Source organism: Bradyrhizobium sp. CCBAU 11430, from assembly GCF_028128855.1.
GTDB lineage: Bacteria > Pseudomonadota > Alphaproteobacteria > Rhizobiales > Xanthobacteraceae > Bradyrhizobium > Bradyrhizobium ottawaense.
In genome coordinates, this window is the sequence record NZ_LBJV01000065.1 from 139,550 (window position 1) to 164,736 (window position 25,187).

The window sequence follows — 25,187 nt, forward strand, 5'->3', positions numbered from 1 at the left end:
GCTTTGCGTCGCCCCGGAATGACGGGCAGTTGTTATGCCCTACTTAGTCCAGATGGAACTTCGCAAGCTCGCGATGCTCGGCCTTGATGTAGCGCACGGTGCCGGTGACCGAACGCATCACCACCGTCTCGGTCTCGATCACGCCGTCCTTGCGAAATTTGACGCCCGAGAGCAGCGAGCCCGTGGTGACGCCGGTGGCGGCGAACAGGCAGTCGCCGCGCGCCATGTCCTCGATGCCGTAGATCATCTTGGGATCGTTGACGCCCATCTTGGCGGCGCGTTCACGCTTCTCGTCGGAATCGAGGATGAGACGGCACTGCATCTGGCCGCCGATGCAGCGCAGCGCCACGGCCGCGAGCACGCCTTCCGGCGCGCCGCCGGTGCCGAGATACATGTCGACGCCGGTGTTATCGGGGTCGGCGCAATGGATCACGCCGGCCACGTCGCCGTCGGTGATCAGGCGCACGGCGGCGCCGGTCGAGCGCACGCTCTCGATGATGCTGGCATGGCGCGGACGATCGAGCACCAGAACCGTGATGCCGTCGGGCTGGACACCCTTGGCCTTGGCGAGACGGCGGACGTTGTCGGCCGGCGTTGCATCGAGATCGACGACGCCCTTGTTGTAGCCCGGCCCGATCGCGAGCTTCTGCATGTAGACGTCGGGGGCGTGCAGCAGCGTACCGCCGTCGGCCATCGCCATGGTGGCAATCGAGCCCGGCATGTTCTTGGCGCACAGCGTGGTGCCTTCGAGCGGATCGACCGCGATGTCGACCTGCGGGCCGGCGTTCAGGCCGACCTTCTCGCCGATGAAGAGCATCGGCGCCTCGTCGCGCTCGCCCTCGCCGATCACGATGGTGCCCTCGATCGGGAGCTTGTTGAGCTCGCGGCGCATCGCATCCACCGCAGCCTGGTCGGCCGCTTTCTCGTTGCCGTGCCCGCGCAGCCGCGCCGACGACACCGCCGCCCGCTCCGTCACCCGCACGATCTCCAGCGTGAGGATGCGCTCGAGCAACGCGTGCGGGGGGACTGAAATATGGGTCGACATCGGCTCACTCCTTCGAAACGGTTTTGGACAGAAGTCTCTGCCCGCATCAACTCTCAACGCCCACGGTTCGTTCGTTCAAACCGCCTCATTGTTTCAGCATGACCTTTCCGGAAAACCGCTTCGCACTATGTGCTGGCGCGGTCCTTCGGATCCGGGACATGCTCAGTTCTTCTCGATCCGGATCACCTGCGGCCGTCCGCTGATCACCTTGTCCTTCTGCACGGCGGCGAGCGCGCGGCGCACCGCGTCCTCATGCGTCGCGTAGGTGATCAGGATGACGGGCACAGGAACCGCCTTGCCGTCGGCTGGCGCAGCGCCGCCATTGGGATGACGCTGCACGATCGACTCGATCGAAATCTTCTGCTCTGCCAGCCGCGTCGCGATCGCAGCCGCGGTGCCGGGGAAATCGCGCGCCAGAAGGCGGATGTAATAGCCGCCCTCGTGCCGCTCCATCGGCGCCTTCTTGGTGTCGCGCAAATGAGAAATGGGCCGGCCGAACGGATTGGCGCGGATTCCGCGCGCGACATCGGCGATATCGGCGACGACGGCGGATGCCGTCGCGGCACCGCCGGCGCCGGGGCCGACCAGCGTGATCGGCGGAATGCCCTCGCCGTCGATTGTGACCGCATTGGTGACGCCCATCACCTGCGCGATCGAGGAGGATTTCGGAACCATGGTCGGATGCACGCGCTGCTCGATGCCCTTGGCGGTGCGCACCGCAACGCCGAGCAGCTTGACGCGGTAGCCGAGATCGGCCGCCGCGCGCAGATCTTCCGGCGCGATGGAGGAGATGCCTTCGACATACACCGCGCTTTGAGCAACTTTCGTGCCGAAAGCGAGGCTGGCGAGAATGGCGAGTTTTTGCGCGGTGTCATGGCCGTCGACGTCGAAGGACGGGTTGGCCTCGGCATAACCGAGCCGCTGCGCATCCGCGAGGCATTCGGCGAAGGACAGGCCTTCCTGCTCCATCCGGGTCAGGATGTAATTGCAGGTGCCGTTGAGGATGCCATAGACGCGGTTGATGCCGGTTCCGGCAAGACCCTCGCGCAACGTCTTGATGACGGGGATCGCGGCGCCGACGGCTGCCTCGTAATTCAGCGCACCGCTGTGCTTTTCAGCGGCCTTTGCCAGTTTCAAACCGTGCTTCGCGAGCAGCGCCTTGTTTGCCGTGACCACTGACTTGCCGGCGCTGAGCGCGGCCTCGACCGCCGACAGCGCGGGATCGCCGGCGCCGCCCATCAGCTCGACGAAGCAATCGATGCCGGGATGCGTGGCCAGCGCCAACGGATCCTTGACCCATTCGACGCCGCGCAGGTCGATGCCGCGCTTCTTCGCCTTCGAGCGCGCGGTGACGGCGACGACGCGGATACCGCGGCCGCTGCGGCCTGCGAGCACGCGGGCCTGCGTTTCAATCAAACGGACAACTTCGGCGCCCACGGTGCCGAGCCCCGCTATGCCCACTTTCAGGGGTGCAACCATGATGACTTAGAAAACCTGCCGAAGAGAACTTAACGCCGATTGGCGAGCGGAACGACGTTGTGCAACGTTTCGATGCCGCTTTCAAGGAAGCGTCGCACGCCGCGCGCGGCCTGCCTGATCCGTTGCTCGTTTTCCACCATGGCGATGCGGACATATCCTTCACCATGCTCGCCGAAGCCGACGCCGGGCGAGACCGCAACGCCGGATTTCTCCACCATCAGGGTCGCGAATTGCATGCTGCCGACGCTGCGGAAGGCTTCGGGCAGCGGCACCCAGGCGAACATCGAGGCCTCCGGCGGCGGGATCTCCCAGCCGGCGCGGCCGAACGATTCCACCAGCGCATCGCGGCGCTTGCGGTAGGTGTCGCGCATCTCCTTGATGCAATCGTCGGGACCGTTCAGTGCGGCGGTCGCCGCGACCTGCACCGGCGTGAAGGCGCCGTAATCGAGATAGGATTTGACGCGGGCGAGCGCTGCGATCACGCGCTCGTTGCCGACCGCAAAGCCCATGCGCCAGCCGGCCATCGAATAGGTCTTCGACATCGAGGTGAACTCGACGGAGACGTCCATCGCGCCGGGCACCTGGAGCACCGAGGGCGGCGGATTGTTCTCGTCGAAATAGACCTCGGCATAAGCGAGATCGGACAGGATCAGGATCTCGTGCTTCTTCGCGAACGCGACGAGGTCCTTGTAGAAATCCAGGCTCGCGACATAGGCGGTCGGGTTCGAGGGATAGCAGACGACGAGCGCCAGCGGCTTGGGGATCGAATGCACGATCGCCCGCTCCACCGCCTCGAAGAACTGCGGCGTCGGCTCCGACGGCACCGAGCGGATCACGCCGCCCGCCATCAAAAAGCCGAAGGCGTGAATCGGGTAGCTCGGGTTCGGACAGAGGATGACGTCGCCGGGCGCGGTGATCGCCTGCGCCACGTTGGCAAAGCCTTCCTTCGAGCCCAGCGTCGCGACGATCTGGGTGTCGGGGTTGAGCTTCACGCCGAAGCGGCGGGCGTAGTAGCCGGCCTGGGCCCGGCGCAGTCCGGGGATGCCGCGGGACGCCGAGTAGCGATCGGTGCGCGGCTTGCCCAGCGTCTCCTTCAGCTTCTCAAGCACATGCGCCGGGGCCGGCAGATCCGGGTTGCCCATGCCGAGGTCGATGATATCGGCGCCGGCATTCCGCGCGGCCGCCTTGGCCCGATTGACCTGCTCGAACACGTAAGGCGGAAGGCGGCGGATGCGGTAAAATTCTTCCATGGCTCTCTGGGCTCCGGGGCAACCGGTCAGGACAGAATCGACAGGCCAGGACGGCGCTTCGGAAAGGCGTCCATTTTCGCCGTGAAAATTACTCAAAATCAAATGCTTAGAGCAATCATCGACGACGAAGACTGAAGTCGTTCGCCCTGACTCTCGGCTGAACGTGGTCTTTTAGCACGGCAAGGCGGGGGCGCCAGCGATTACCTTGGAGCGGCTCATTTCGCATCCTTGCCGGCGACGGCCTGGCGATCGCGCGCGGCGGCGAGCTCAGCCTCGATCTTGGCGCGCTGCTCCGGCGGGATGACCGCTTGATCACGATCCGGCGGCAGGTCGTGCACCGGCAGGTAGGTGCCGGGCTCCCTGGGATGCGCCTGCGCGTCCGCGGGGGTCATATCGGCGAGCTGGCTCGAGCAGCCGCCAACGGCGAGCGCCGCGATCAGCAGCGCGCAGCCGATCGGCAGCGTCTTTTGCAGGTCCCACAACGCCAACACTTGGGAAATCCCCTACTCGTCCCAAAGCACGGCCCCGGGCAACCTTACCCAAGACCGCGCCCAAGCTCAAACCATTGCTGCCCAAATGGTGCGAGCGAGAAAACAGCCATTGCCCACCAAGCCGAGCGGTGCGGCCCGAATGTGACGGAACCAAGAAGATTTGTCGCAGTGCAACACATCTTCGAGAGTGTTTAACGTCAAACATGCGAGCTTCGCGGTGACGAATACGGAATGAACCGTTACTGTTCTGCTCATGAGCATGGCCACGACCGATACGCCCAAACCCGAGACGAAGTTCGATGCGGAAGCCTTCGCGATGAATGTCGCGCGGGCGATGGAGAGCGGCGGCAAGGCGCTGGCCGCCTACCTCAAGCCGCGCGAGAGCGGCGAGGTGCAGGATCGCCCGCCGGCCGAGCTCGCCGAGGTCGTCAAGACCTTCACCTCGGTCGCCGAATACTGGCTGTCGGATACGTCCCGCTCCTCCGATCTGCAGACCAAGCTCGCCAAGGACTATCTCGACCTCTGGGGCTCGGCGGTGCGCCGCATGGCCGGCCAGGACGCAGCGCCCGCGATCGCGCCCTCGCCGCGCGACAAGCGCTTTGCCGACCCGGAATGGAAGTCGAACCAGTTCTTCGATTTCGTCATGCAGCTCTATCTGCTCACGACCAGATGGGCGCAGGAGCTGGTGCGCGACGCCGAAGGGCTCGATCCGCAGACCCGCCGCAAGGCGGAGTTCTACGTCCAGCAGGTCATCAACGCGATCTCGCCGTCCAACTTCGTGCTGACCAATCCGGAGGTGCTGCGCGAAACGGTGGCCAGCAGCGGCGAGAACCTCGCCCGCGGCCTGAAGATGCTGGCCGAGGATATCGCAGCCGGAAAGGGCATGCTGAAGATCCGCCAGTCCAACCCGGACAACCTCGTCGTCGGCGTCAACATGGCGACGACGCCGGGCAAGGTGATTTACCAGAACGAGATGATGCAGCTGATCCAGTATTCGCCGACCACGGAGACGGTGCTGCGCACTCCGCTCCTGATCGTGCCGCCCTGGATCAACAAGTTCTACATCCTCGATCTCAAGCCGGAGAAATCCTACATCAAGTGGTGCGTCGACCAGGGCATCACCGTGTTCGTGATCTCATGGGTCAATCCCGACAAGCGGCTCGGCAACAAGAGCTGGGAAGACTACATGAAGGAAGGCCCGCTCACGGCGATGGACGTGATCGAGAGGGTCACCGGCGAGATGAAGGTGCACACCGCCGGCTATTGCGTCGGCGGCACCATGCTCGCGACCACGCTGGCCTGGCTCGCCGAGAAGCGCCGCCAACGCGTGTCGTCGGCGACGTTCTTCGCCGCACAGGTCGACTTCACCCATGCGGGTGACCTCCTGGTGTTCGTCGACGAGGAGCAGATCGCGGCGCTCGAGCAGGACATGAAGGCGGCCGGCGTGCTCGAAGGCTCGAAGATGGCGATGGCCTTCAACATGCTGCGCTCCAACGATCTGATCTGGTCCTACGTCGTCAGCAACTACCTGAAGGGGCAGCAGCCGAGCGCGTTCGACCTCTTGCACTGGAATTCGGACGCGACGCGCATGACCGCGTCGAACCATTCCTATTATTTGCGCAATTGCTATCTGGAGAACCGGCTCTCCACCGGCACGATGGTGCTCGACAACACGCTGCTCGATCTCTCCAAGGTCAAGGTGCCCGTCTACAACCTCGCCACCCGCGAGGACCACATCGCGCCCGCTGAATCGGTGCTGTACGGCTCGCAGTTCTTCGGCGGTCCGGTGAAATACGTGCTGTCCGGCTCGGGCCACATCGCCGGCGTCGTCAATCCGCCCGCCTCGAACAAGTACCAGTACTGGACCAACGACAACATCAAGGACGTCAACGTCGCCCAATGGATGAAGGACGCGGTCGAGCACAAGGGCTCGTGGTGGCCGGATTGGCGTCAATGGCTGGGCGAGCTCGATCCGGAGCAAGTCCCGGCGCGCAGCGTCGGCAGCGACGCCCTGCCGGCGATCGAGGACGCGCCCGGCAGCTATGTCAGGGTTCGCGCATAGCGGAATCTTCCGCGCTTTTGTATAGACTCGCGCTCAACGCAGCGACGACAGAGGGGACCCGACCATGACGCGCGAATTGTTCTGGCTGACACTGACGGTGATCCTGACCGGGATCCTCTGGATCCCCTACACCATCAACCGCTGCCAGGTCCGCGGCCTCAGCGGCGCCATGGCCAACCCCTCGCGCGGCGACAAGCCGCAGGCGGAATGGGCGAACCGCCTGATGTTCGCGCATGACAACGCGGTCGAGAACCTTGTGCTCTTTGCGCCGCTGGTACTGATCCTCAACGCGATCGACTATTCCTCGAAATGGACCGTGCTGGCCTGCGCCGTCTATTTCTGGTCGCGCGTCGCGCATCTGATCGTCTACGCGCTCGGAATTCCCGTGTTCCGCACCCTGGCCTTCACCGTCGGCTTCCTCGCCCAGGCCGTGCTGGCGCTGGCGATCTTCAAGGTGGTTTGATTTCGTGTCCCGGACGCGCGAAGCGCGAGCCGGGACCCAGAACGCCGCAAACGAAACAGAAAACATGGGCCCCGGCTCTGCAGCGCACCGCTGAAGGAGCGCTGCGCTGCGTCCGGGGCGCGAGACTGCCCTACTCCTCCGGCAATCCCAGCATCAGCCGCATGTTCTGCACGGCGGCGCCCGAGGCGCCCTTGCCCAGATTGTCGAGCCGGGCGACCAGCACCGCCTGGTGATATTTGTCGCTGGCGAAGACGTAGAGCTCGAGCATGTTGGTCTCGTTGAGCGCCTCCGGCTCGATCCGGCCGCCTTTGGCCGCCTCGTTCTGGAGCGGCATCACCTTGACGTATTTCGAGCCGACGTAGCGCTTGGCGAGCGCAGCCTGCAGATCGGTACCGCCGGGCTTGCCGGGCAGCGTGTCGAGCTGCAGAGGCACCGAGACCAGCATGCCCTGCCGATAGTTGCCCACCGACGGAATGAAGATCGGCCGCCGCGTCAGGTTCGAATAGAGCTGCATTTCCGGCAGATGCTTGTGCTCGAAGCCGAGGCCGTAGAGCTCGAAGGACGGCGCGCTGCCGTCCTCGAAGCTCGCGATCATCGACTTGCCGCCGCCGGAATAGCCGCTCACCGCGTTGACGGCGACGGGATAATCGGGCGGCAACAGGCCGGCATCGACGATCGGCCGCAGCAGCGCAATCGCGCCGGTCGGATAGCAGCCGGGATTGGAGACCTTCTTCGCCGCCTTGATCTTGCCGGCCTGGTCAGCCGTCAGTTCCGGAAAGCCGTAGGCCCAATCGGGCGCAACCCGGTAGGCGGTCGAGGCGTCCAGCACCTTCGGGCCCGAAGCGCCCATGCTGTCGACCAGCGCAACCGTTTCCTTGGCGGCATCGTCGGGCAGGCAGAGGATGACGAGATCCACCTCCTCCATCAGCGCCTTCTTGGCCGCGGGGTCCTTGCGCTTGTCGTCGGCGATCGTCCTCACGACGACGTCGTTCTGGAGTTTCAGCCGCTCGTTGATGCCGAGCCCGGTGGTGCCGGAGCCGCCGTCGACGAAGACGGTCGCGGGTTTGGTGGCAGCGCCCTTCGGGGCCTGTTTGATGTCAGCGAGGCTCATGGTGCGCTCCCTTCGAGCATGTTCGTGTCGTCTGCAAAAACCTGCGGCCTGGCCTGCCGCATCAAAAGTGAGATCTGCTTGGCGTCGGCATCGCCGGCGCCGAGCGCATTGGCGATCGCCGTGTAGTCGGCGTCGGACTTGTGCTGGTTGAGCTTGAAGCTGCCTTCGACCTCCTCAACCGTCATCACCAGACCCACGATCGCCTTCTTCATCGCCTCGAGCCGTCCGGCCGTCATCTTGTCCGATGTCCACGGCTTCTTCGGCCGCAGCCAGTTCTCGAACTTGTCGCTGAGCGTGTCGATCTGCACCGCCAGCTCGTCGTCAGACAACATCCGCACCGGCCCGCTCAGATGCACCGACTGGTAGAGCCAGGTCGGCACCTGGTCCGGCGAGACGTACCAGTCCGGCGATACATAGGCATCGGGGCCATTGATCGCGAGCAGCCAGGATACCGTGCCGTCCGCGAGCTTTAGCAGCGGATTGTGACGGGCGACATGAAAGGCCGCCTGCGGCGTGCCATCGGCCGCATAGGTCAGATAGAACGGCAGCGGGGAAGCGACCGGCTTGTGACCGTCAAAGGCGCACATGGTGCCGAAGCCGCGCTCTTCGGCGAACTTCAGGCTTGCGGCGCGGTCCTGCTTGAAAAAGGGTGGCGTGTACATCGTGGTCTCCTGCTGGGCCTCCTTGGGGGGCCGCCGGATCAGATCGCGCTGACAGGAGAGAGAATGCCGCGGATCGGATCCAGCGGCAAAGACGATGATCTCAAACGCGATCGACCGCCCAAACCGCTAAAGAGCGGCGGCGGCGACGAGCGAACAGGATGGTCGCGGCGTTGATCATGGCGCGCGGCTATAAGGCCAGATCGGGTTTCCGTCAAGGTTTCGGCGTCAGATCACCCGCCAGATCCATTCCATGATCTTCGCGAGCACGTCGCCGAACATCAGGAGCACGGCGGACCAGATCAGGGCCGAGACGAAATTGGCGGCCTGGAAGCTCCAATAAGGCATCTCGAAGATGCCGGCCGCAAGCGGCACCGAGGCGCGCAAGGGCCCGAAGAAGCGGCCGATGAAGATGCTGGGGATGCCCCAGCTGCGCACGAAAGCCTCGCCCCTGGGCAGGAGCTCCGGATAGCGCGAGAGCGGCCACATCTGGGCGACCTTCTCCTTGTAGCGGTAGCCGAACCAGTACGAGACCCAATCGCCGAGCGCCGCGCCGAGGCCGCCGGCGATCCAGACCGGGTAGAAGCTGATGCCGCTCGCCCCGATCAGCGCACCGATCGCGACCAGCGCGCCCCAGGCCGGGACCAGCAGCGAGATGAAGGCGAGCGATTCCCCGAAGGCGAGCAGGAACACGATCGGAGCCGCCCAGGCCTGGTGAACGCGCACGAAATCGGCCAGGGCGTGCGCAAATTGCTCCATCTAAAAAAAGCCTTCCCGCCCCGTCTCAAGGTGCTGCTCGATGAAAAAGACTGGTAAGCCAAGGGCTTGTGTGACATCAAGTCACAAAACTCGCTCGGCGCCGACGGTCCGGTCAAATTGCCGGGAATTGCAGGGCCTGCGGCGTAAAATCGCCGGGATTGGCTCCCAACCAAACCGCCCGGCCCGCCCCGCGGTAACCTTTCCAAGTCAGAAGTGGCATAGTCGGCCTAACCGATTCGCCGCTTATGCGGCCCTCAAAGCGTATCAAGATATATGTCCAAACAGTTGAAACCCAAAGCAAAAGACGATTTTTTCGGCGGCGATGAGCCAAAGCCGCGCACGCCTGCGAAGGCGGCTTCGCGCGGAACCGGCGGCGAAGCCGACTACACGGCAGCCGACATCGAGGTGCTCGAAGGCCTGGAACCGGTGCGGCGCCGACCCGGCATGTATATCGGCGGCACCGATGAGAAGGCGCTGCATCATCTGTTCGCCGAGGTCATCGACAACTCGATGGACGAGGCGCTGGCGGGACATGCGACCTTCATCGGCGTCGAACTCTCCGCGGACGGCTTCCTGACCGTCACCGACAACGGCCGCGGCATCCCGATCGACCCGCATCCAAAATTTCCGAAGAAATCGGCGCTCGAAGTCATCATGTGCACGCTGCATTCGGGCGGCAAGTTCGACAGCAAGGTCTATGAGACCTCCGGCGGCTTGCACGGCGTCGGCATTTCCGTAGTGAACGCCCTCTCCTCGCTGCTCGAGGTCGAGGTCGCGCGCAGCCAGAAGCTCTACCGCATGACCTTCGAGCGCGGACACCCCAAGGGCAAGCTCGAGGATCTCGGCAAGATCAACAACCGCCGCGGCACGCGCGTCCGCTTCAAGCCCGATACCGACATCTTCGGCGCCAAGGCTGCGTTCAAGCCGCAGCGCCTGTTCAAGATGACGCGCTCGAAGGCGTATCTGTTCGGCGGCGTCGAGATCCGCTGGAATTGCGCGCCCGAACTGCTCAAAGGCGTCGAGGACGTACCGGCCGAAGCGACATTCCACTTCCCCGGCGGCCTCAAGGATTATCTGGCGGCAGCAATTCACGCCGACACGCTGGTCCACCCGGATATCTTCTCCGGCAAGTCGGGCCGCAACGGCGCGCATGGCGCCTGCGAATGGGCGGTGGCCTGGACCGCGGATGCCGACGGCTTCCTCTCTTCCTACACCAACACCGTCCCGACACCCGATGGCGGCACGCACGAATCCGGCCTGCGCAGCGCGCTGCTGCGCGGCCTGAAGGATCACGCCGAGCGCGTCGGTCAGGGCAAGCGCGCCTCGTCCATTACGTCGGAAGACGTGATGGTCGGTGCCGCCGTCATGCTTTCCGTGTTCGTGCGCGAGCCCGAATTCCAGGGCCAGACCAAGGATCGTCTCGCCACCGCGGAAGCGCAGCGCATCGTCGAACAGGCGATGAAGGATCCGTTCGATCACTGGCTGTCGGGCAATCCGAACATGGCCAACAGGCTGCTCGATTTCGTGATCGACCGCGCCGAGGAGCGGCTGCGCCGCCGCCAGGAAAAGGAGACGGCGCGCAAGACCGCCGGCAAGAAGCTGCGGCTGCCCGGCAAGCTCGCCGACTGCACCGATGCCGGCACCGAAGGCTCCGAGCTCTTCATCGTCGAAGGCGACTCGGCCGGCGGCAGCGCCAAGCAGGCGCGTGACCGCAAGACTCAGGCCGTGCTGCCGCTGCGCGGCAAGATCCTCAACGTCGCCTCCGCCGGCAAGGACAAGCTGACGGCCAATGCCCAGCTCTCCGACCTCGTGCAGGCGATCGGCTGCGGCCAGCTCCTGCAATACCGAGAAGAGGATCTGCGCTATCAGCGCATCATCATCATGACCGACGCCGACGTCGACGGCGCGCACATCGCTTCGCTGCTGATCACATTCTTCTACCGGCAGATGCCGCGGCTGATCGACGAGGGTCACCTCTTCCTGGCCGTGCCGCCGCTCTACAAGCTCACGCACGGCACCAAGTCGGTTTACGCGCGCGACGACAAGCACAAGGAAGAGTTGATCAAAAGCGCGTTCAACGCCAACGCCAAGGTCGAGGTGAACCGCTTCAAAGGCCTCGGCGAGATGATGCCGGCGCAGCTCAAGGAGACCACCATGGATCCGAGGAAGCGCACGCTGCTCAAGGTGGTGCTGCTCGCCGACGATCGCGACACCACGGCGGATTCGGTGGAACGGCTGATGGGCACCAAGGCCGAGGCGCGCTTCGCCTTCATCTCGGACAAGGCCGAATTTGCCAGCGAGGAGCTGCTGGACGTTTGAGCCCTCGGCCCTGTAGCGCTCCGTCAAGAGCCCCGGCGAAAAGCCGGGGCTCTTTTGCTTTGCGGGGGCGATGACGTCGCTGCGGTCCGTATGGCCTTGAGCGATTCCCGGAATCGTCGTTGCGACTCGGCCAACGACTCACGGCGCTCAGGCGGAGGCGCGACTGCCTCCATTTCGGACAAGGCCGGATTTGCTAACGAAACCTTACCCAAGGTTGAATTCCAAAAACCTCGGTAAGGCTTTGAATTTATGTAACTATTACAGATCTTGACAGCCGCGGCGGAAATACCCGCGTATCGGCGTTTTCCGGCAACTGTGCCTGCCCGGCAACAGCATTCCGGCGGGAAACGTCTATAGTCCGAGCATCAGATGACACGAACTTCAGTGCGCTCGCGCTGCTACACAGACCAAGGTTGGGGATTTTAACATGAAGAAGGTTTTGCTCGCTCTGACCGCGGTTGCCGCGATGACCGGTTCGGCCTCGGCGGCCGATCTCGGTGCCCGTCCCTACGTGAAGGCCCCGATGCCGGCGCCCGTCGCCAACTGGACCGGCTTCTACGTGTTCGGCGGCGGCGGCGGCGGCCTCTCCAATGCCGACCAGCACGTCCAGACCACCGTTGGTGCGGTTCCGCTGACGATCGACCAGCGTCAGGGCGGCTCCGGTTGGTTCGGCACCGTCGGCGCCGGTTACGACTGGCAGTTCAGCGGCACCTGGGTCGCCGGTGTGTTCGCTGACGGCCAGTTCGGCAGCATCCGCGCCACCATCCAGGATCCGATCGTCGGCATCACCGGTAACCAGAAGCTGGAAACCTCCTGGGCCGCGGGCGTGCGCCTCGGCTGGCTGGTCGCCCCGAACGTTCTCTCCTACGTCAACGGTGGTTACTCGGGCGCCCACTTCGGCCAGACCAACTTCACGACGCTGGGCGGCACTCCCGCCGGCATCCACCTCAACAGCTACAACCGCAACGGCTGGTTCGTCGGCGGCGGTGTCGAGAACAGCCTGAACATCTTCGGCGTCTCTTCGCCCGGCTGGTTCATGAAGACCGAGTATCGTTCGGCCTTCTACAACGCCAAGACCTCGAACGAGCTCTTCGACGGTACCAACGCGCTGGTCGGCCGCGACATCCGCGCCAACAGCTGGAACCAGACGATCTCGACCTCGCTGGTCTACCGCTTCAACTGGACCGGTCCGGTCGTCGCCAAGTACTGATCCGACCAAGTACTGATCCGAACGCAAGTTCAGACGTCAAAGCCCCGGCATCGCCGGGGCTTTTTCGTTATGGTCAGTCGGCGACCAAGCTCGACTTCAGCGTCGTACGCAGCGGCGAGCTGAGCTTTGATCACTCACATAACGTTGGTGACCGCCTGCCCCCCGCATCGCGACATGCGCTGGGCTTCGCCGCGTTGGCTTCTGCCGGCGGCGCCATTGTATCCGGACCAAAGCTACGGCTACTGTGGGCCCAAGCTCTCCTGACCGTGGCGATTGATGCCGCGGGTCGCGACGGAAGCGGACCGACGGGGAGGAATGCATGCGCAGATTTCTGCTTGTAGCAGGCCTGTTTGCCCTCGCCGTCGGGCTGCTCTGGATCGGACAGGGCACGGGTACGGTGCCCTGGCCGCGATCGAGCTTCATGGTCAACCAGCTGCATTGGGCCGGCTATGGCGCCGCCGTGGCCGGCTTCGGGCTGGTGCTGATCTGGCAGAGCAACCAATAAAAGAAACCAGGGAATACAAGCATGACATCCAGCCGGTTCGAGCTCCGCGGCAAGGTCGCGGTCGTAACAGGAGGCAATGGCGGCATCGGGCTCGGCATGGCGCGCGGCCTTGCCGATGCCGGCGCCGACATCGCCGTGGTCGGACGCAACGAGGCCAAGTCCAAAGCAGCCGTCGAAGATCTCAGGCAGCGCGGCGTCAAGGCGATCGCGATTGCGACCGATGTCACCGATAGGGCCGCCATCGAAGCCATGATCGCGCGCGTGGTGAAGGATCTCGGCCGCATCGACATCCTCGTCAACAATGCCGGAATGAGCATCCGCAAGCCGCCGCACGAGCTCGAGCTCGACGAGTGGAACAAGGTGATCGACACCAACCTCACCAGCGCCTTCCTGTGCTCGAAGCTTGCTTATCCGGCCTTGAAGGCGTCAGGCAACGGCAAGGTGATCAACATCGGCTCGATGATGTCGATCTTCGGTGCGAGCTTCGCCACCGCCTATGCGGCGAGCAAGGGCGGCATCGTGCAGTACACGCGTGCCTGCGCCAATGCCTGGGCGCCCGACAACATCCAGGTCAATGCGATCCTGCCGGGCTGGATCGACACCGACCTCACCCGCGGCGCGCGGCAGCAGGTGTCAGGATTGCACGAGCGGGTGCTGGCGCGCACGCCTGCGGGGCGCTGGGGCGACATCGACGATTTCGCCGGCATCGCCGTGTTCCTGGCATCGTCCGCGTCGAACTTCGTCACGGGCACCGCGATCCCCGTCGATGGCGGTTTCTCGGTGATGGCCTGAGGCCGGGCCTGTCGGCCATTCAACAACGCAAAAAAGAAGCCCCGGACAAATCCGGGGCTTTAATTTAGGCAGTGCTTTTTTTGATCGTTGGTCGCGTTGCGTCGTCGACGTGCTCAGTAACGGGCAATGACAGGTGCGTCGAACTTGTAGCTCGCGCGCACGACGGCCCACTGGATGTCGCGCGGCTTGGCATCGAAGGTGTAATTCCCCGACGTGCCGCCGAGCTGATAGGTCTGGCTGCCGAAGGCAGCGTAATTGTATTCGAGGCCGACGATCCAGTTGCGGGTGACGCCATATTCCCAGCCGGCGCCGACGGTCCAGCCGTTGGCCCAGTGGGTCTGTCCGCCCGAGCCCGACACACCGACGGTGTCGCTGACCGACAGACGGTTGTTCGCGCCGGCATAGCCGCCCTTGACGTAGAAGAGGTTGTTCTGCACGGCGAAGCCGGCGCGGCCGACCACGGTCGCGAGCACGTTGGTGCGCCAGGAGAACACGTCGTCGCCCGCACCGAACGCGGTGTTCGTGAACGAGCCCTTGTTGTCGAGGCCGGAGATCGTGCCTTCCATGCCGAACACGTAGTTGTTGGCTTGCCAGTTGTAGCCGATCTGGGCGCCGCCCATGATTCCTGCGCTGCGCTGACGATAGCCCTCGCCCGGGACGAGATCGCCGAACGGCGCACCGGTCCCGTTGTTGATGAACTGCTGGTTGGTCCATGCACCGCCGATGTGACCGCCGACATAGAAGCCGGTCCAGTTGAACAGCGGCTCCGCATAGGCGGGCGCCTTGGTGTAGCGCGCACCGAGATCGGCGGCGGAGGCCGCGCCCGCCGAAACCAGAGCGGTCGTGCAGGCGAAGGCGGCAATCAATTTGTTACGCATGGTACAACCCCGTGTCCTTTGATGGACGCACGGTCACAGACGGGTGTTACTAAAATTCGAATCAACAGAGTTAACGCGGCGCATGGGCACGCGCTGGTCCGCAGATCCGTCGGCGCTGTTGCTCGCCCGCAACGCCGCACGCGCGATTTAACGCGACATTATCCCTACCGAATTCCGCGCTACGATGCCGCTCTCGAATGTACGTGCTCGGGCCGCACGCCGAGCGCAAGCAGGCGCGCCGGAATGCCCTGCAGCCACGGCAGCGCGGTGATGAGGCGCACGATCAGCGGCACTTTGAGCGGCCGATCGCGCTCCTGCAAGGCACCGCTGATGATCTTGTTCTGCACGATCACCTGCATGCGCTGGGTCATCTTCACCGGGAACTCGCGGCGACGGCGCACGGCATCGAGATCGTTTTCGGACGGGCAGCCGTGCTGCATCTTGTCCGCCAGCAGATTGGCGGTCGCGACTGCGTCCTGCACGGCGAGATTGACGCCGACGCCGCCGACCGGAGACATCGCATGCGCGGCATCGCCGATGCAAAGCAGACCCGGCCGCGTCCAGCGCGTCAGGCGGTTGATCGCGACGGTAAGCAGCTTGACGTCGTCAAAGCTCTTCACGTCGGCGATGCCCGACCTGAGGATCGGGGCCATGCGCACGACGTCGTCGAGCAGTGCCTGCAGTCCCCTCGCCTTCACCGCTTCGTGCTGTCCCTTGGCGATGACATAGGCGCACTGCCAATAGTCGCCGCGATCGAACGTGATCATCATCTTGCCGGGCTCGACGCGCGCGAACACGCTTTCCGTCTCGTCGGCCTTGCGGCCGGCGCGGATCCACAGCACGTCCATCGGCGCGCCGATCTCCTCGACGCCAAGGCCGGCGCGCTCGCGCACCGTCGAATGCCGGCCGTCGCAGGCGATGGTGAGATCGGCTTCGATGTCGACGACGCCGTCAGGCGTTTTCGCCCGCACCCCCGCGATCTTCTCGCCGCGGCGGATCAGATCGACCGCCTCCGTGCTCATCATCACCTCGAGTGAGGCAAAGCGCCGGCCGGCCTCGCGCAGGAAATTCAAAAAATCCCATTGCGGCATGAAGGCGATGAAGGGGTATTTGGTGTGGAGCCGGCGGAGATCGGCGATGCGCACCGGCGTACCGCCGAACAGGCCGTCCATCTTCTGCAGGCGTTGATGCGGCAGCTTCAGGAAGCCGTCGATCAGGCCGAGTTCGTCCATGACCTCGAGCGTCGAGGGATGTACGGTGTCGCCGCGGAAATCGCGGAAGAAATCCGCATGCTTCTCCAGCACCACGACCTCGATGCCGGCCCGCCCCAGAAGATAGCCGAGCATCATGCCGGCCGGCCCGCCGCCGACGATGCAGCAACGGACTCTTTTCGTCCGGTTCGGTTGTTGGTCGGAGGTCATTGCAGCCGCTATCCACGATGCGAGTATCGATCAAGATATGCCGGACGATTGTAACGCCGGTTCAGGTCGATCGCAGCCTCAATCTGGACGGGTCTCGGCTAGGACGGCTGGCAGCTTCGGATCACCCCGGCCCTCGCGCCCCCGAATAAACCGCGGGCCCCGTTGTTGTGGGGAATACGACCCAAACGGCATCAGCGGGAACGTTCAACGTGGCATGGTTGCTTGCAGGCGTGGCAGCCTGGCTGGCCATCAACATCGCGCTCGTCTATCTGCGCACGCGGCGAAGCGGCAATGCGGAAGAGAGCGAGCCGAAGGTCTAGCTTTGCCTGCGGCGACGGCCGCGCGCGGCTCAGCCTTTCTCGTCAGAGCAGCCGGTCGCCACTTGCGAGGCAACGAGAAAGGCCCGCGCTGCGCGGGCCTTTCATGCAGCAGAGCCAGATTATTTCTGATCTTCATTGCTGGTCCCGGAGCCCGGAGTGCCGATCGGCAATCCGTTCGGCGCGTGACCAACACCAGCGTTCCGCTCGGCTTGCGCCGCTGTCGGCGACGTGCCGTTCGCAGTCGGCGACTGAACGTTCGGATTGTTCTGACCTCTGTTGGTGTTGACGTTGGCCCCGGTGGTGGTGCTATGCGTCCCCATTCCTGAAGGAGCCGACGGCCCTGAATTGGCGCTGCTGGATGACGTGCCTACTCCAGCACCCGAGCTGGCCGCGGATCCCGCGCCGGCGCCGCCGGTCCCCGTACCGGCAGCGGCACCCGCGCTGGCGCCGCCCGCACCACCGCTGCCCGCACCACCGCCGCCTCCCTGGGCAAAAGCGGACGTCGAAAGTGCAGCGCATGCGAAAGCTACGAGGATGGACTTGCGGATCATGGATCGTCTCCCTGGTTTGGTGGACAATCCAGGTGACCAAGGAGTTGTTCCTTCGCCTGCGGGGAACAGGCGCCCGCTACCTCAAGGCTTCGACTTCCGTTCCCATGGGCGCTTGCCGTCGGCGTCGCGGTCCCAGGGACGCGTCATCGGAGCTCCCTTTTCATCCTCGGCGGCCTTCGCACGGTCCGCCTGGACGCGTTCCCGGTCGGTCAGTGGCGGCGTGGGGATGGGAGTAGTTTGCGCCAGAACCGGAAGCGTCGTGAGGAGCGCGACGAGGAGGAATTTTGTCATCCCCGGCTCTAACATTTCCACCGTTGACTTGTCCGATTTAAGTTAGTCCATCCCGCCACGCCCGCCCGATCGATACGCCCTCAATTATTGCTGCGGTTCGCGCTGCGGAAACTCTTGATCTCCGAGACGCTGCCGTCGCGATAGGTCAGCTCTACGGAGACGGATTGTGTGCTCGGTGCGAGCTTCATGTAGAGCGGCATGCCCGCAGTGATCGCACTGGGGTCGCGCATGTCGCAAGCAGGCATCTTCAGCACCTGGTTGGGCACGGCAGTGTCGATGCCGATGCGCACCTCGCGGATGGCGCAGCGATAGGACACGAGGTGCGTGTAGTAGACCAGCAGCCCGTTGAACTCGCGGAACGACAGCCAGCTCGTCGATGTCATGTCGAGGATCTTGCGCTGGTCGCGGATCAGCGCGGCCTCGGGATCGAACCGGATCGGGAACGGCCCCTGCATGTCGCCGGACTGATCGACATAGCGGACCTCGATGGTGCCGGCCGCAGCATCCGGCGGCAATTCGATCGACGGGTTCGGCATCCGCTTGCGCGTGCGCGGATCGAGCGTGTCGATGAAGCCGGTCTCGCGGAAATCGCCCTTGCCGGCCATGCGCCAGGAAATGCCGAGCGTCGGGTCGGCGAACGAGAACACCACGCTCCAGCCGCCATTGTGCCGCGAGAAGCTCGCGATCGGCGCGTTGAGGGTCTCCTCCTTCGGCAGTTGCGGCACCGACACCGGCGGTAGCGCCGCGAGCTTCTGCGGTGGCGGATCAGCCGGCCGCGCGACGGCATCCTTCGCCATGCCGCTGAGGAAGACGTCGTCGACCATCTGGTCGAAATAGACCGGCACCTGCCTGTGCTTGACGGTATCGGCCATCTCGCTGACGGCACGGCGGGTGCGCTGCGCCACCTGCACGAGGTTCTCGCCGGGCTGAAGCAGCTCCTTGGCGAAAGTGCGCGTGAACACCGAATTGGGATTGGCGTCGTCGTTGGAGAGGCGATCGAGCGCGGTCTGGCGGGGACCAGCCGAAAACACCGAGAACACACCTTCGGGCAGCTGCACCATCGGAGCAAGCCCGCCGCCACCGGCCACCGCGCGGGTACCCTTGCGCTCGAACGGGTTGTTGCGGCAAGCGTCGAACACCAGGATCGAGGTTCGCGCCTTCTTGTTCTGGAGGCGCTCGACGATGCGGTCGGCCAGGATCGAGGCGTCACGCACCAGCTCTTCCTGCCCTTCGGTCGCCGCCGGCACGTCCGTCGGCAGCAAGTAGTTCTGGCCTGCGATCTCGAAGCCGTGGCCGGCGTAGAAGAAGAACGCCGTGTCACCTGGCTCGATCGCCTTGTCGAAGGCGAGCAGGGTCTCGGAAAATTGCTGCCGGCTCTGGTTCTCGGCGATCATCACCGAGAAGCCGAGCTGCTTCAGCGTGTCGCCCATGGTGCGGGCGTCGTTGACCGCCTTGAGCAGCTTCGGGACGTTCCTGTAGTCGTTGTTGCCGACGACGAGCGCGACACGCTTCTCGGCATGGGCGGGAGCTGCGAAGCCGCTCAGGCCCGCCGCCAGGCCAAGGGCCGCCAGAATTCTGAAAAGCCGACGCGTCATCGCAAGATTCCCGTTGCAGAACGGCGCCAAGCCGCTTCCCTCGAACAGCAGTTCATTGGACCCCCTGCCGCTGTGTGATAGTCGGCCCAGACGTAACCGTGGTTCAAGGAACCTGGGCCGCGGTTCCATGATCTGGCTATGGCAGATTCCCGTGGAATCTGCTCTTTCTAGGGCAATTGCGCTGCAAGTGAGGGCTGCCGTGTATCGCTGGTGTACCGACGAGGTCGAGCCGCACGATCGCTTCGACTATTGGCGCGAGGTGCGCTCCAAGGGATTGTTCGGTGTCACTGCCGAACTCGCGCGCGAACGGCGCGCGGACTTCTTCGGCGAGTTCTCGCTGCGCCAGCTTGGCGGCGCCGGCCTCGTCGAGCTGAAGGCCTCGCAATATGCGGTCGAGCGCAGCACCTCCGACATCGCCTACGCACCCGGCGACAGCATCTGCGTCTACCAGCAGCTCGGGAGCGGCGGCTGGTTCGGCGGCATGCGCGGCAACGACTTCGCGATCGCCCCCGGCAGTTTCGCCACCAGCCATACCGACCTGCCCTACCGCACGGCGCCGCTCGGCGCCGGGGGCTTTCACCTGCGGATCCTGAAGATTCCGGTCAGCACCATCCCGGCGCAGGACAAGCGCATGCGCGAGCTTGCGCCCCGGACGTTCGGCGACCCCACCCTGGCGCCCCTGCTCGGGGCCTGCTTTGCCGAGCTCGGCGAAGCCTCAACGGATCAGGGCGACAGCGATGCGACCTCTCTCGTCCAGGCTTTGGCCCATCTGGCGCTGATCGAGCGCGGCATCGTCAGGCCCGGCAGCCGGCGCGGACAGGCCGCGCTGCGGACCGCCCGCCTCTCGCGGGCCCGGCGCCTGATCGCGGGCCACCTGCAAAACCCGGATCTGGCACCGACGATGGTGGCCGACGAGCTCGGCGTGTCCGTGCGCCACCTGCACATGCTGTTCGAGACCGCGGCGAAGAGCTTCTCACAGACCGTGACGGACGAACGCCTGAAACAGAGCCGCCGCCTGATGCGTGAGGCACCCGAGCGGCTGATCGCCGACATCGCGACCTCCTGCGGCTTCGAGAGCCTGGCAACCTACTACCGGGTCTTCAATGCCGCTTATGGCATGGCCCCGGGTGACTTCCGGGCGCAGGGCTCGGATAGGCGTTAGCCGCCGTTTTGGCGGCTCAGGCCGGAGCGCGGGGTTGGGCGGAAAAACCCCAGTCGCACCCGCTATTTGGTAAAAACCTCAGGTTTTTTAGGACCTTCCCGCGCCCGCTCCATTGACTTTGGCCGATTCCCGCCTATGTTCCGGGGCGACGCGGCTCAGATCGAAGACCGATTCCTGAGCCTGGCGCTTTGTTCGCGTGAGTCAGCACCCCCAGCTTCTTTGAGAGCGCGCCGTTTCGGGGTGGAACGCGACAGCCTTATTACCCTCGATTCCGAACGGCGGTTTCGACCAGAGGCTCAATGTCCTTTTCAGATCTCGGACTGTCCGAAAAAGTCCTCGCCGCAGTGGCGGCCACCGGTTACACCACCCCCACCCCCATTCAGGAACAGGCGATCCCCCACGTCCTCGCACGCAAGGACGTGCTCGGCATCGCCCAGACCGGCACCGGCAAGACCGCGGCCTTCGTGCTGCCGATGCTCACCATCCTCGAGAAGGGCCGGGCCCGGGCGCGCATGCCGCGCACGCTGATCCTCGAGCCGACCCGCGAGCTCGCGGCCCAGGTCAAGGAAAACTTCGACCGCTACGGCGCCGGCCAGAAACTCAACGTCGCGCTTCTGATCGGCGGCGTTTCCTTCGGCGACCAGGATGCCAAGCTGACGCGCGGCGTCGACGTGCTGATCGCCACCCCCGGCCGTCTGCTCGACCACACCGAGCGCGGCGGTCTGCTCCTCACGGGGGTCGAGCTGCTCGTCATCGACGAGGCCGATCGCATGCTGGACATGGGCTTCATCCCCGACATCGAACGCGTCTGCAAGCTCGTCCCGTTCACGCGACAGACCCTGTTCTTTACCGCGACCATGCCGCCGGAAATCCGGCGCATCACCGAAGCCTTCCTGCACAATCCGCAGAAGGTCGAAGTGTCCAAGCCTGCCACCACTGCCGTGACCGTCACGCAATCCCAGGTGCCAGCCGGGCGCGAGGCGCACGAGAAGCGCGAGCTGCTTCGCCGCCTGCTGCGCGAAGCCAAGGATCTCAAGAACGCGATCATCTTCTGCAATCGCAAGCGCGAAGTCGCCATCGTTCACAAATCGCTCCAGAAGCATGGTTTCAGCGTCGGCGCACTGCACGGCGACATGGACCAGCCGGCCCGCATGGCGGCGCTCGAACAGTTCCGCAAGGGAGAGCTACCGCTCCTCGTCGCCTCGGATGTCGCCGCCCGCGGCCTCGACATTCCCGAGGTCAGCCACGTCTTCAATTTCGACGTTCCCCACCATCCCGATGACTACGTCCACCGCGTCGGCCGCACCGGCCGCGCCGGTCGCACCGGCACCGCGATCTCGATCGTGACGCCGCTCGACCAGAAGTCGATGGTGGCAATCGAGAAGCTGATCGGCCAGAGCATTCCGCGCGCCGAAGGCGACTTTGAAATCCACGCCGAAGCCTCCGATGGGACCGAGCGTCCGCGCGAGTCGCGTGGCCGCGAACGTTCACGCGGCGGACGCGGCAAGCCGCAGCGCGGCCGCGACCGTGAGCGCAGCCACGAGCCGCGCGAGCCCCGTGGCGAGGCAAGACATGCTTCCGAGGCCAAACATTCTTCTGAAGCAAGACATTCTTCCGAAGCAAAGAGTTCTTCGGAGGCAAGACAGCCCGCCGAAGCAAGGCATCGTTCCGACGACAAGCGCAGGGCGGAGCCGCGTCACGACGCGCGCCAGCAGGCCAATAATTCGCACGTGCCGTCGATCGGCCGTCCCGAACCCCGCCGCCAGCGCGAAGCCGACAGCGAGCCGGGCGATCACTCGCATCTGCCGGCGTTTCTGCTGCGGCCGGTCCGCTCCCCCGCCGGAGCCTGAGGCGCGAGGCGCCCCAGGTTTCGGTTGAGCAAAGCCGCCGCACAATTTTTTAGATGCATTCGTGAACGTATATTTACGGGGTGTTCACGATCGTCCGTTAGCCTACGAACATAATTTAAGCATTGCTGCGGTCGACGGCGCACCGACCGCTGTGGGGTATGTTCCGTGGTCAAGGTTCTCGACGAACACGAACGCACGATGGCGTTCGCCGAGGTAGCGCTCGGGCAGATCCGATCGCTGCGGCAGACGGCAATTCCCCGCAACTATGAGATTTGGTACGTCTACGCCACCGGCTACAACGCGCCGCTCAACAAGATCGTCAATGAGACGCTGGCGCGCAGCGGCAAGCTGACTGAAGCCGATCTCGAGCAGATCTACGAGACCTATCTCTCCCACATCAAGACCACCGACCGCATCGACAAGGTCGGCGCGCGCGTCATCGGCGAGATCGACGACGTGATGAAGGTCTTGAGCGATGCACTCGGCATGACCGGCTCCTACGATGCCAGCCTGTCGGGGGCCACAGAGAAACTGGCGTCGGCCAAGAACCGCGAGCAGATCAAGGCGATCGTCGAGACGCTGCTCCGTTCGACCAGCGAGATGCGCGAAACCAACAAGACGCTGGAAGACCGGCTGACGCTGTCGAAGAACGAGATCAGCAATCTCCAGCAGAGCCTGGAGGCGATCCGCGCCGAGAGCCTGACCGATCCGCTCACGGGCCTTGGCAACCGCAAATATTTCGACCGCATGATCGACATGGCGGTGCAGAGCGCCCTCGCCTCGGGCGAGCCGCTGTCGCTGCTGCTGTTCGACATCGATCATTTCAAGTCGTTCAACGATTCCTACGGCCATCTCACCGGCGATCAGGTGCTGCGGCTCGTCGGCCTGTCGCTGAAGCAGACCATCAAGGGCCAGGACATCACCGCGCGTTATGGCGGCGAGGAATTCGCGGTCGTGCTCCCCAACACCGCACTGCGTCAGGCCCTCACGGTGGCCGACCACATCCGCCGCGCAGTGATGGCGAAGGAATTGAAGAAGAAGTCCACCGGCGAGATCCTCGGCCGCGTCACCATCTCGGTCGGAGTCTCCATGCTCAAGCAGGGCGACGACACCGACGCGCTGATCGAGCGTGCGGATGCCTGCCTCTATGCCGCCAAGCGTAACGGCCGCAACCGCGTGATCTGCGAAGCCGATCCGGAATACGCGGTCGAGACCCACAGCCGGGTGGCGTGACGCGATCGCGGCATGCCGAACGGCTGTGCTTGACATTCCAACGTGACGACCGCCATCTTCTGCGCCGCCAGACCGCGAGCGTTGAGGACTTGTCGTCGTGCCCAATCCCCATGATTTTCACACGCCGCAACCGTCCTACACCAGGGACGAACTGCTGAAATCGAGCGACGGCGGCTATTTCGGGCCGGGCAATGCGCAACTGCCGGCCCCGCCGATGCTGATGATGGACCGCATCACGGAAATCAGCCTGGACGGCGGCGAATTCGGCAAGGGCCATATCGTCGGCGAGCTCGATATCGTGCCGGACCACTGGTTCTTCGATTGTCACTATCGAGGTGATGCGATGATGCCGGGAAGCCTGGGCCTGGATGCGATGTGGCAGATGGTCGGCTACTGGCTCGGCTGGTCGGGCTCACCGGGCAAGGGCCGCGCCATCGGCGTCGGCGAAGTCGAGTGCACGGGCACCATCACTCCGGAGACGCGACGCGTGCGCTACGAAGTCGCCATGCGGATGGTCCGCCGCGGCAAGCTGGTGCTCGGAATTGCCGATGGCCGTGTGCTGGCAGATGGCATATCGATCTTTGTGGCGAAGGATATGCGAGTTGGTCTGACTAAGGCTACAGACTGAGATCCCGTAGGGTGGGCAAAGGCGCGTAGCGCCGTGCCCACGATCTCTCGCGATGACATCCTGATCGTGGGCACGCTCCGCTTTGCCCACCCTACCGCACCTTCCTTTTGGCTGCCTTCTTGGCCAACCGCTTCTTCGGCGCGGCTTTTTTTGCCGCCGCCTTTTTCTTCGGCCGCGTCTTCACCTTGGCGCGCTGGGCGGCGGCGAGTGCCGCCCTCGCCCATTGGGCGAGCTCGGCGGAATCGTCGAACAGGCGCGCCGGCAGCTCCCAATAGGAGTTGACCACCACGGTCCTGGCGCGGGTCGAGTACTGAAACGGCTTTGAGCCTTCGGCTTCAAAGTCCGGGATCGTCACCTCGTCGGCGCGCAAGAACAGGCCGGCACGCAGTGACAGCGCGAAGTTGATGCCGTCGGCGGAGATGCCGTAGCCGGAGAACATTTTCCGGATGGTGACGGGCCCGAAATCGGCAAACAGGTCGGTCAGGAATTCGCGGTCCATGCCAAGCTATCTCCCCATCGTCGTCCCGGCGAACGCCGGGACCCATTACCCCAGGGAGGAGTTCAGCGAAGACTGCCAGTGGTGCCAGTGGTGGTACTAACACCGCCCATGATCGAGAGATCACGCGGTATGGGTCCTGGCGTTCGCCAGGACGACAGCGGTGGGAATTGCGAGAGCCGGGCTTACCCGTCGATCTTGGCCGGCCGCAGCTCTACCGACTCGCCGCAGCCGCAGGCGGAAATCTGGTTCGGATTGTTGAAGACGAACTGGGCCTGCATCTTGTCGGCCTTGTAGTCCATCTCGGTGCCGAGCAGGAACAGCACGGCCTTGGGATCGACCAGGATCTTGACGCCCTTGTCCTCGACGACCTCGTCGGTCGGGCGGACGTCGTGGGCGTATTCGACCGTGTAGGACTGGCCGGCGCAGCCGCCGTTCTTCACGCCGACGCGCAGGCCGACGATCTCCGAATCGGCGCGCTGGGTCAGCTCGGTGATGCGCTGGGCAGCAGCGTCCGTCAGCCGCATCACCTGCGGGCGCGGCCGCCGCGGCTTCGGAGTGGATGCTGGTGTCGCCTGGGTCATCTTATCTATCTGGTCCGTTGCGGAGCAAATTCA

General features: G+C 64.5%; 23 protein-coding genes. 10 read left to right on the forward strand and 13 right to left on the reverse strand.

All coding sequences use genetic code 11. The annotated features are described in order from the left end of the window. Positions 1 to 43: 43 nt before the first annotated feature. The 4 genes from glpX to XI04_RS24805 all read right to left on the reverse strand — a co-directional run bounded on the left by glpX (position 44) and on the right by XI04_RS24805 (position 4,265). The gene (gene glpX / locus XI04_RS24790) at positions 44 to 1,045 is read right to left on the reverse strand and encodes a class II fructose-bisphosphatase (RefSeq protein ID WP_018323059.1); all 1,002 of its coding nucleotides are present in this window, start codon (positions 1,043 to 1,045) and stop codon (positions 44 to 46) included. Between the two features lie 162 nt (positions 1,046 to 1,207). Then, entirely contained in the window at positions 1,208 to 2,524 is a 1,317-nt protein-coding gene (locus XI04_RS24795) for a homoserine dehydrogenase (RefSeq protein WP_028144801.1), read from the reverse strand. 29 nt (positions 2,525 to 2,553) lie between these two features. After that, positions 2,554 to 3,774, reverse strand: coding sequence for an LL-diaminopimelate aminotransferase (locus tag XI04_RS24800; protein WP_028144802.1), 1,221 nt, complete (start codon positions 3,772 to 3,774; stop codon positions 2,554 to 2,556). A 215-nt stretch (positions 3,775 to 3,989) separates the two neighbouring features. Then, a complete protein-coding gene (locus tag XI04_RS24805; protein ID WP_271609142.1) occupies positions 3,990 to 4,265 on the reverse strand; it encodes a hypothetical protein in 276 nt (91 codons plus the stop codon). Positions 4,266 to 4,518: 253 nt separating this feature from the next. On the opposite strand from XI04_RS24805, the gene XI04_RS24810 reads away from it, so the two are divergent. After that, positions 4,519 to 6,327 carry a PHA/PHB synthase family protein gene (locus tag XI04_RS24810; protein WP_038970212.1) on the forward strand — a complete coding sequence of 603 codons (1,809 nt, stop codon included), beginning with the start codon at positions 4,519 to 4,521 and terminating at the stop codon, positions 6,325 to 6,327. A gap of 64 nt (positions 6,328 to 6,391) precedes the next feature. Continuing rightward, positions 6,392 to 6,790 (forward strand): MAPEG family protein, encoded by a 399-nt coding sequence (locus tag XI04_RS24815; RefSeq protein WP_038970211.1) that lies wholly within the window; start codon positions 6,392 to 6,394, stop codon positions 6,788 to 6,790. Positions 6,791 to 6,920: 130 nt separating this feature from the next. On the opposite strand, the gene argC is transcribed toward XI04_RS24815, so the two are convergent. The 3 genes from argC to XI04_RS24830 form a co-directional block, all read right to left on the reverse strand. After that, positions 6,921 to 7,901: an N-acetyl-gamma-glutamyl-phosphate reductase gene (argC, locus tag XI04_RS24820; protein ID WP_038970210.1), complete on the reverse strand. Its 981-nt coding sequence runs from the start codon at positions 7,899 to 7,901 to the stop codon at positions 6,921 to 6,923. Continuing rightward, the gene (locus XI04_RS24825) at positions 7,898 to 8,563 is read right to left on the reverse strand and encodes an FMN-binding negative transcriptional regulator (RefSeq protein WP_028144807.1); all 666 of its coding nucleotides are present in this window, start codon (positions 8,561 to 8,563) and stop codon (positions 7,898 to 7,900) included. The genes argC and XI04_RS24825 overlap by 4 nt, the downstream gene beginning before the upstream one ends. 225 nt (positions 8,564 to 8,788) lie before the next feature. Continuing rightward, positions 8,789 to 9,319: a DedA family protein gene (locus XI04_RS24830; RefSeq protein WP_038946665.1), complete on the reverse strand. Its 531-nt coding sequence runs from the start codon at positions 9,317 to 9,319 to the stop codon at positions 8,789 to 8,791. Positions 9,320 to 9,592: 273 nt separating this feature from the next. Here XI04_RS24830 and parE point away from each other — a divergent pair, with 273 nt between their 5' ends. From parE to XI04_RS24850, 4 genes are all read left to right on the forward strand, one after another. Continuing rightward, the gene (gene parE, locus XI04_RS24835; RefSeq protein WP_028144809.1) at positions 9,593 to 11,638 is read left to right on the forward strand and encodes a DNA topoisomerase IV subunit B; all 2,046 of its coding nucleotides are present in this window, start codon (positions 9,593 to 9,595) and stop codon (positions 11,636 to 11,638) included. Between the two features lie 427 nt (positions 11,639 to 12,065). Then, positions 12,066 to 12,848, forward strand: a complete 783-nt coding sequence (locus XI04_RS24840; protein WP_018323049.1) for an outer membrane protein — start codon at positions 12,066 to 12,068, stop codon at positions 12,846 to 12,848. Positions 12,849 to 13,167: 319 nt separating this feature from the next. Next, positions 13,168 to 13,353 carry a hypothetical protein gene (locus XI04_RS24845; RefSeq protein WP_038946664.1) on the forward strand — a complete coding sequence of 62 codons (186 nt, stop codon included), beginning with the start codon at positions 13,168 to 13,170 and terminating at the stop codon, positions 13,351 to 13,353. A gap of 21 nt (positions 13,354 to 13,374) precedes the next feature. After that, positions 13,375 to 14,145: an SDR family NAD(P)-dependent oxidoreductase gene (locus XI04_RS24850; protein ID WP_028144811.1), complete on the forward strand. Its 771-nt coding sequence runs from the start codon at positions 13,375 to 13,377 to the stop codon at positions 14,143 to 14,145. 113 nt (positions 14,146 to 14,258) lie between these two features. Here XI04_RS24850 and XI04_RS24855 read toward each other — a convergent pair whose 3' ends face one another. The 4 genes from XI04_RS24855 to XI04_RS24870 all read right to left on the reverse strand — a co-directional run bounded on the left by XI04_RS24855 (position 14,259) and on the right by XI04_RS24870 (position 19,201). Further along, positions 14,259 to 15,023 (reverse strand): outer membrane protein, encoded by a 765-nt coding sequence (locus XI04_RS24855; protein ID WP_028144812.1) that lies wholly within the window; start codon positions 15,021 to 15,023, stop codon positions 14,259 to 14,261. A gap of 179 nt (positions 15,024 to 15,202) precedes the next feature. Then, positions 15,203 to 16,444, reverse strand: a complete 1,242-nt coding sequence (locus tag XI04_RS24860) for an FAD-dependent oxidoreductase (RefSeq protein WP_038946663.1) — start codon at positions 16,442 to 16,444, stop codon at positions 15,203 to 15,205. 952 nt (positions 16,445 to 17,396) lie between these two features. Further along, positions 17,397 to 17,606, reverse strand: coding sequence for a hypothetical protein (locus XI04_RS24865; RefSeq protein ID WP_271609141.1), 210 nt, complete (start codon positions 17,604 to 17,606; stop codon positions 17,397 to 17,399). Positions 17,607 to 17,686: 80 nt separating this feature from the next. Beyond that, positions 17,687 to 19,201, reverse strand: a complete 1,515-nt coding sequence (locus XI04_RS24870) for a caspase family protein (protein ID WP_038946661.1) — start codon at positions 19,199 to 19,201, stop codon at positions 17,687 to 17,689. A gap of 199 nt (positions 19,202 to 19,400) precedes the next feature. Between XI04_RS24870 and XI04_RS24875 the strand changes: the two genes are divergently transcribed. From XI04_RS24875 to fabA, 4 genes are all read left to right on the forward strand, one after another. Continuing rightward, positions 19,401 to 20,363, forward strand: coding sequence for a helix-turn-helix domain-containing protein (locus XI04_RS24875; RefSeq protein ID WP_028144816.1), 963 nt, complete (start codon positions 19,401 to 19,403; stop codon positions 20,361 to 20,363). Positions 20,364 to 20,662: 299 nt separating this feature from the next. After that, on the forward strand, positions 20,663 to 22,213 hold the full coding sequence (locus XI04_RS24880; RefSeq protein WP_028144817.1) for a DEAD/DEAH box helicase: 1,551 nt from the start codon (positions 20,663 to 20,665) through the stop codon (positions 22,211 to 22,213). 165 nt (positions 22,214 to 22,378) lie between these two features. Continuing rightward, positions 22,379 to 23,446: a GGDEF domain-containing protein gene (locus tag XI04_RS24885; protein WP_028144818.1), complete on the forward strand. Its 1,068-nt coding sequence runs from the start codon at positions 22,379 to 22,381 to the stop codon at positions 23,444 to 23,446. A 97-nt stretch (positions 23,447 to 23,543) separates the two neighbouring features. Further along, on the forward strand, positions 23,544 to 24,074 hold the full coding sequence (fabA, locus tag XI04_RS24890) for a bifunctional 3-hydroxydecanoyl-ACP dehydratase/trans-2-decenoyl-ACP isomerase (protein ID WP_028144819.1): 531 nt from the start codon (positions 23,544 to 23,546) through the stop codon (positions 24,072 to 24,074). Positions 24,075 to 24,165: 91 nt separating this feature from the next. Here the strand turns inward: fabA and XI04_RS24895 are convergent, their stop codons facing one another. Both XI04_RS24895 and XI04_RS24900 read right to left on the reverse strand, forming a co-directional pair. Then, positions 24,166 to 24,573 carry a TfoX/Sxy family protein gene (locus XI04_RS24895; RefSeq protein WP_038946656.1) on the reverse strand — a complete coding sequence of 136 codons (408 nt, stop codon included), beginning with the start codon at positions 24,571 to 24,573 and terminating at the stop codon, positions 24,166 to 24,168. Between the two features lie 182 nt (positions 24,574 to 24,755). Beyond that, positions 24,756 to 25,154, reverse strand: coding sequence for a HesB/IscA family protein (locus XI04_RS24900; RefSeq protein ID WP_018323036.1), 399 nt, complete (start codon positions 25,152 to 25,154; stop codon positions 24,756 to 24,758). Positions 25,155 to 25,187: the final 33 nt, after the last annotated feature.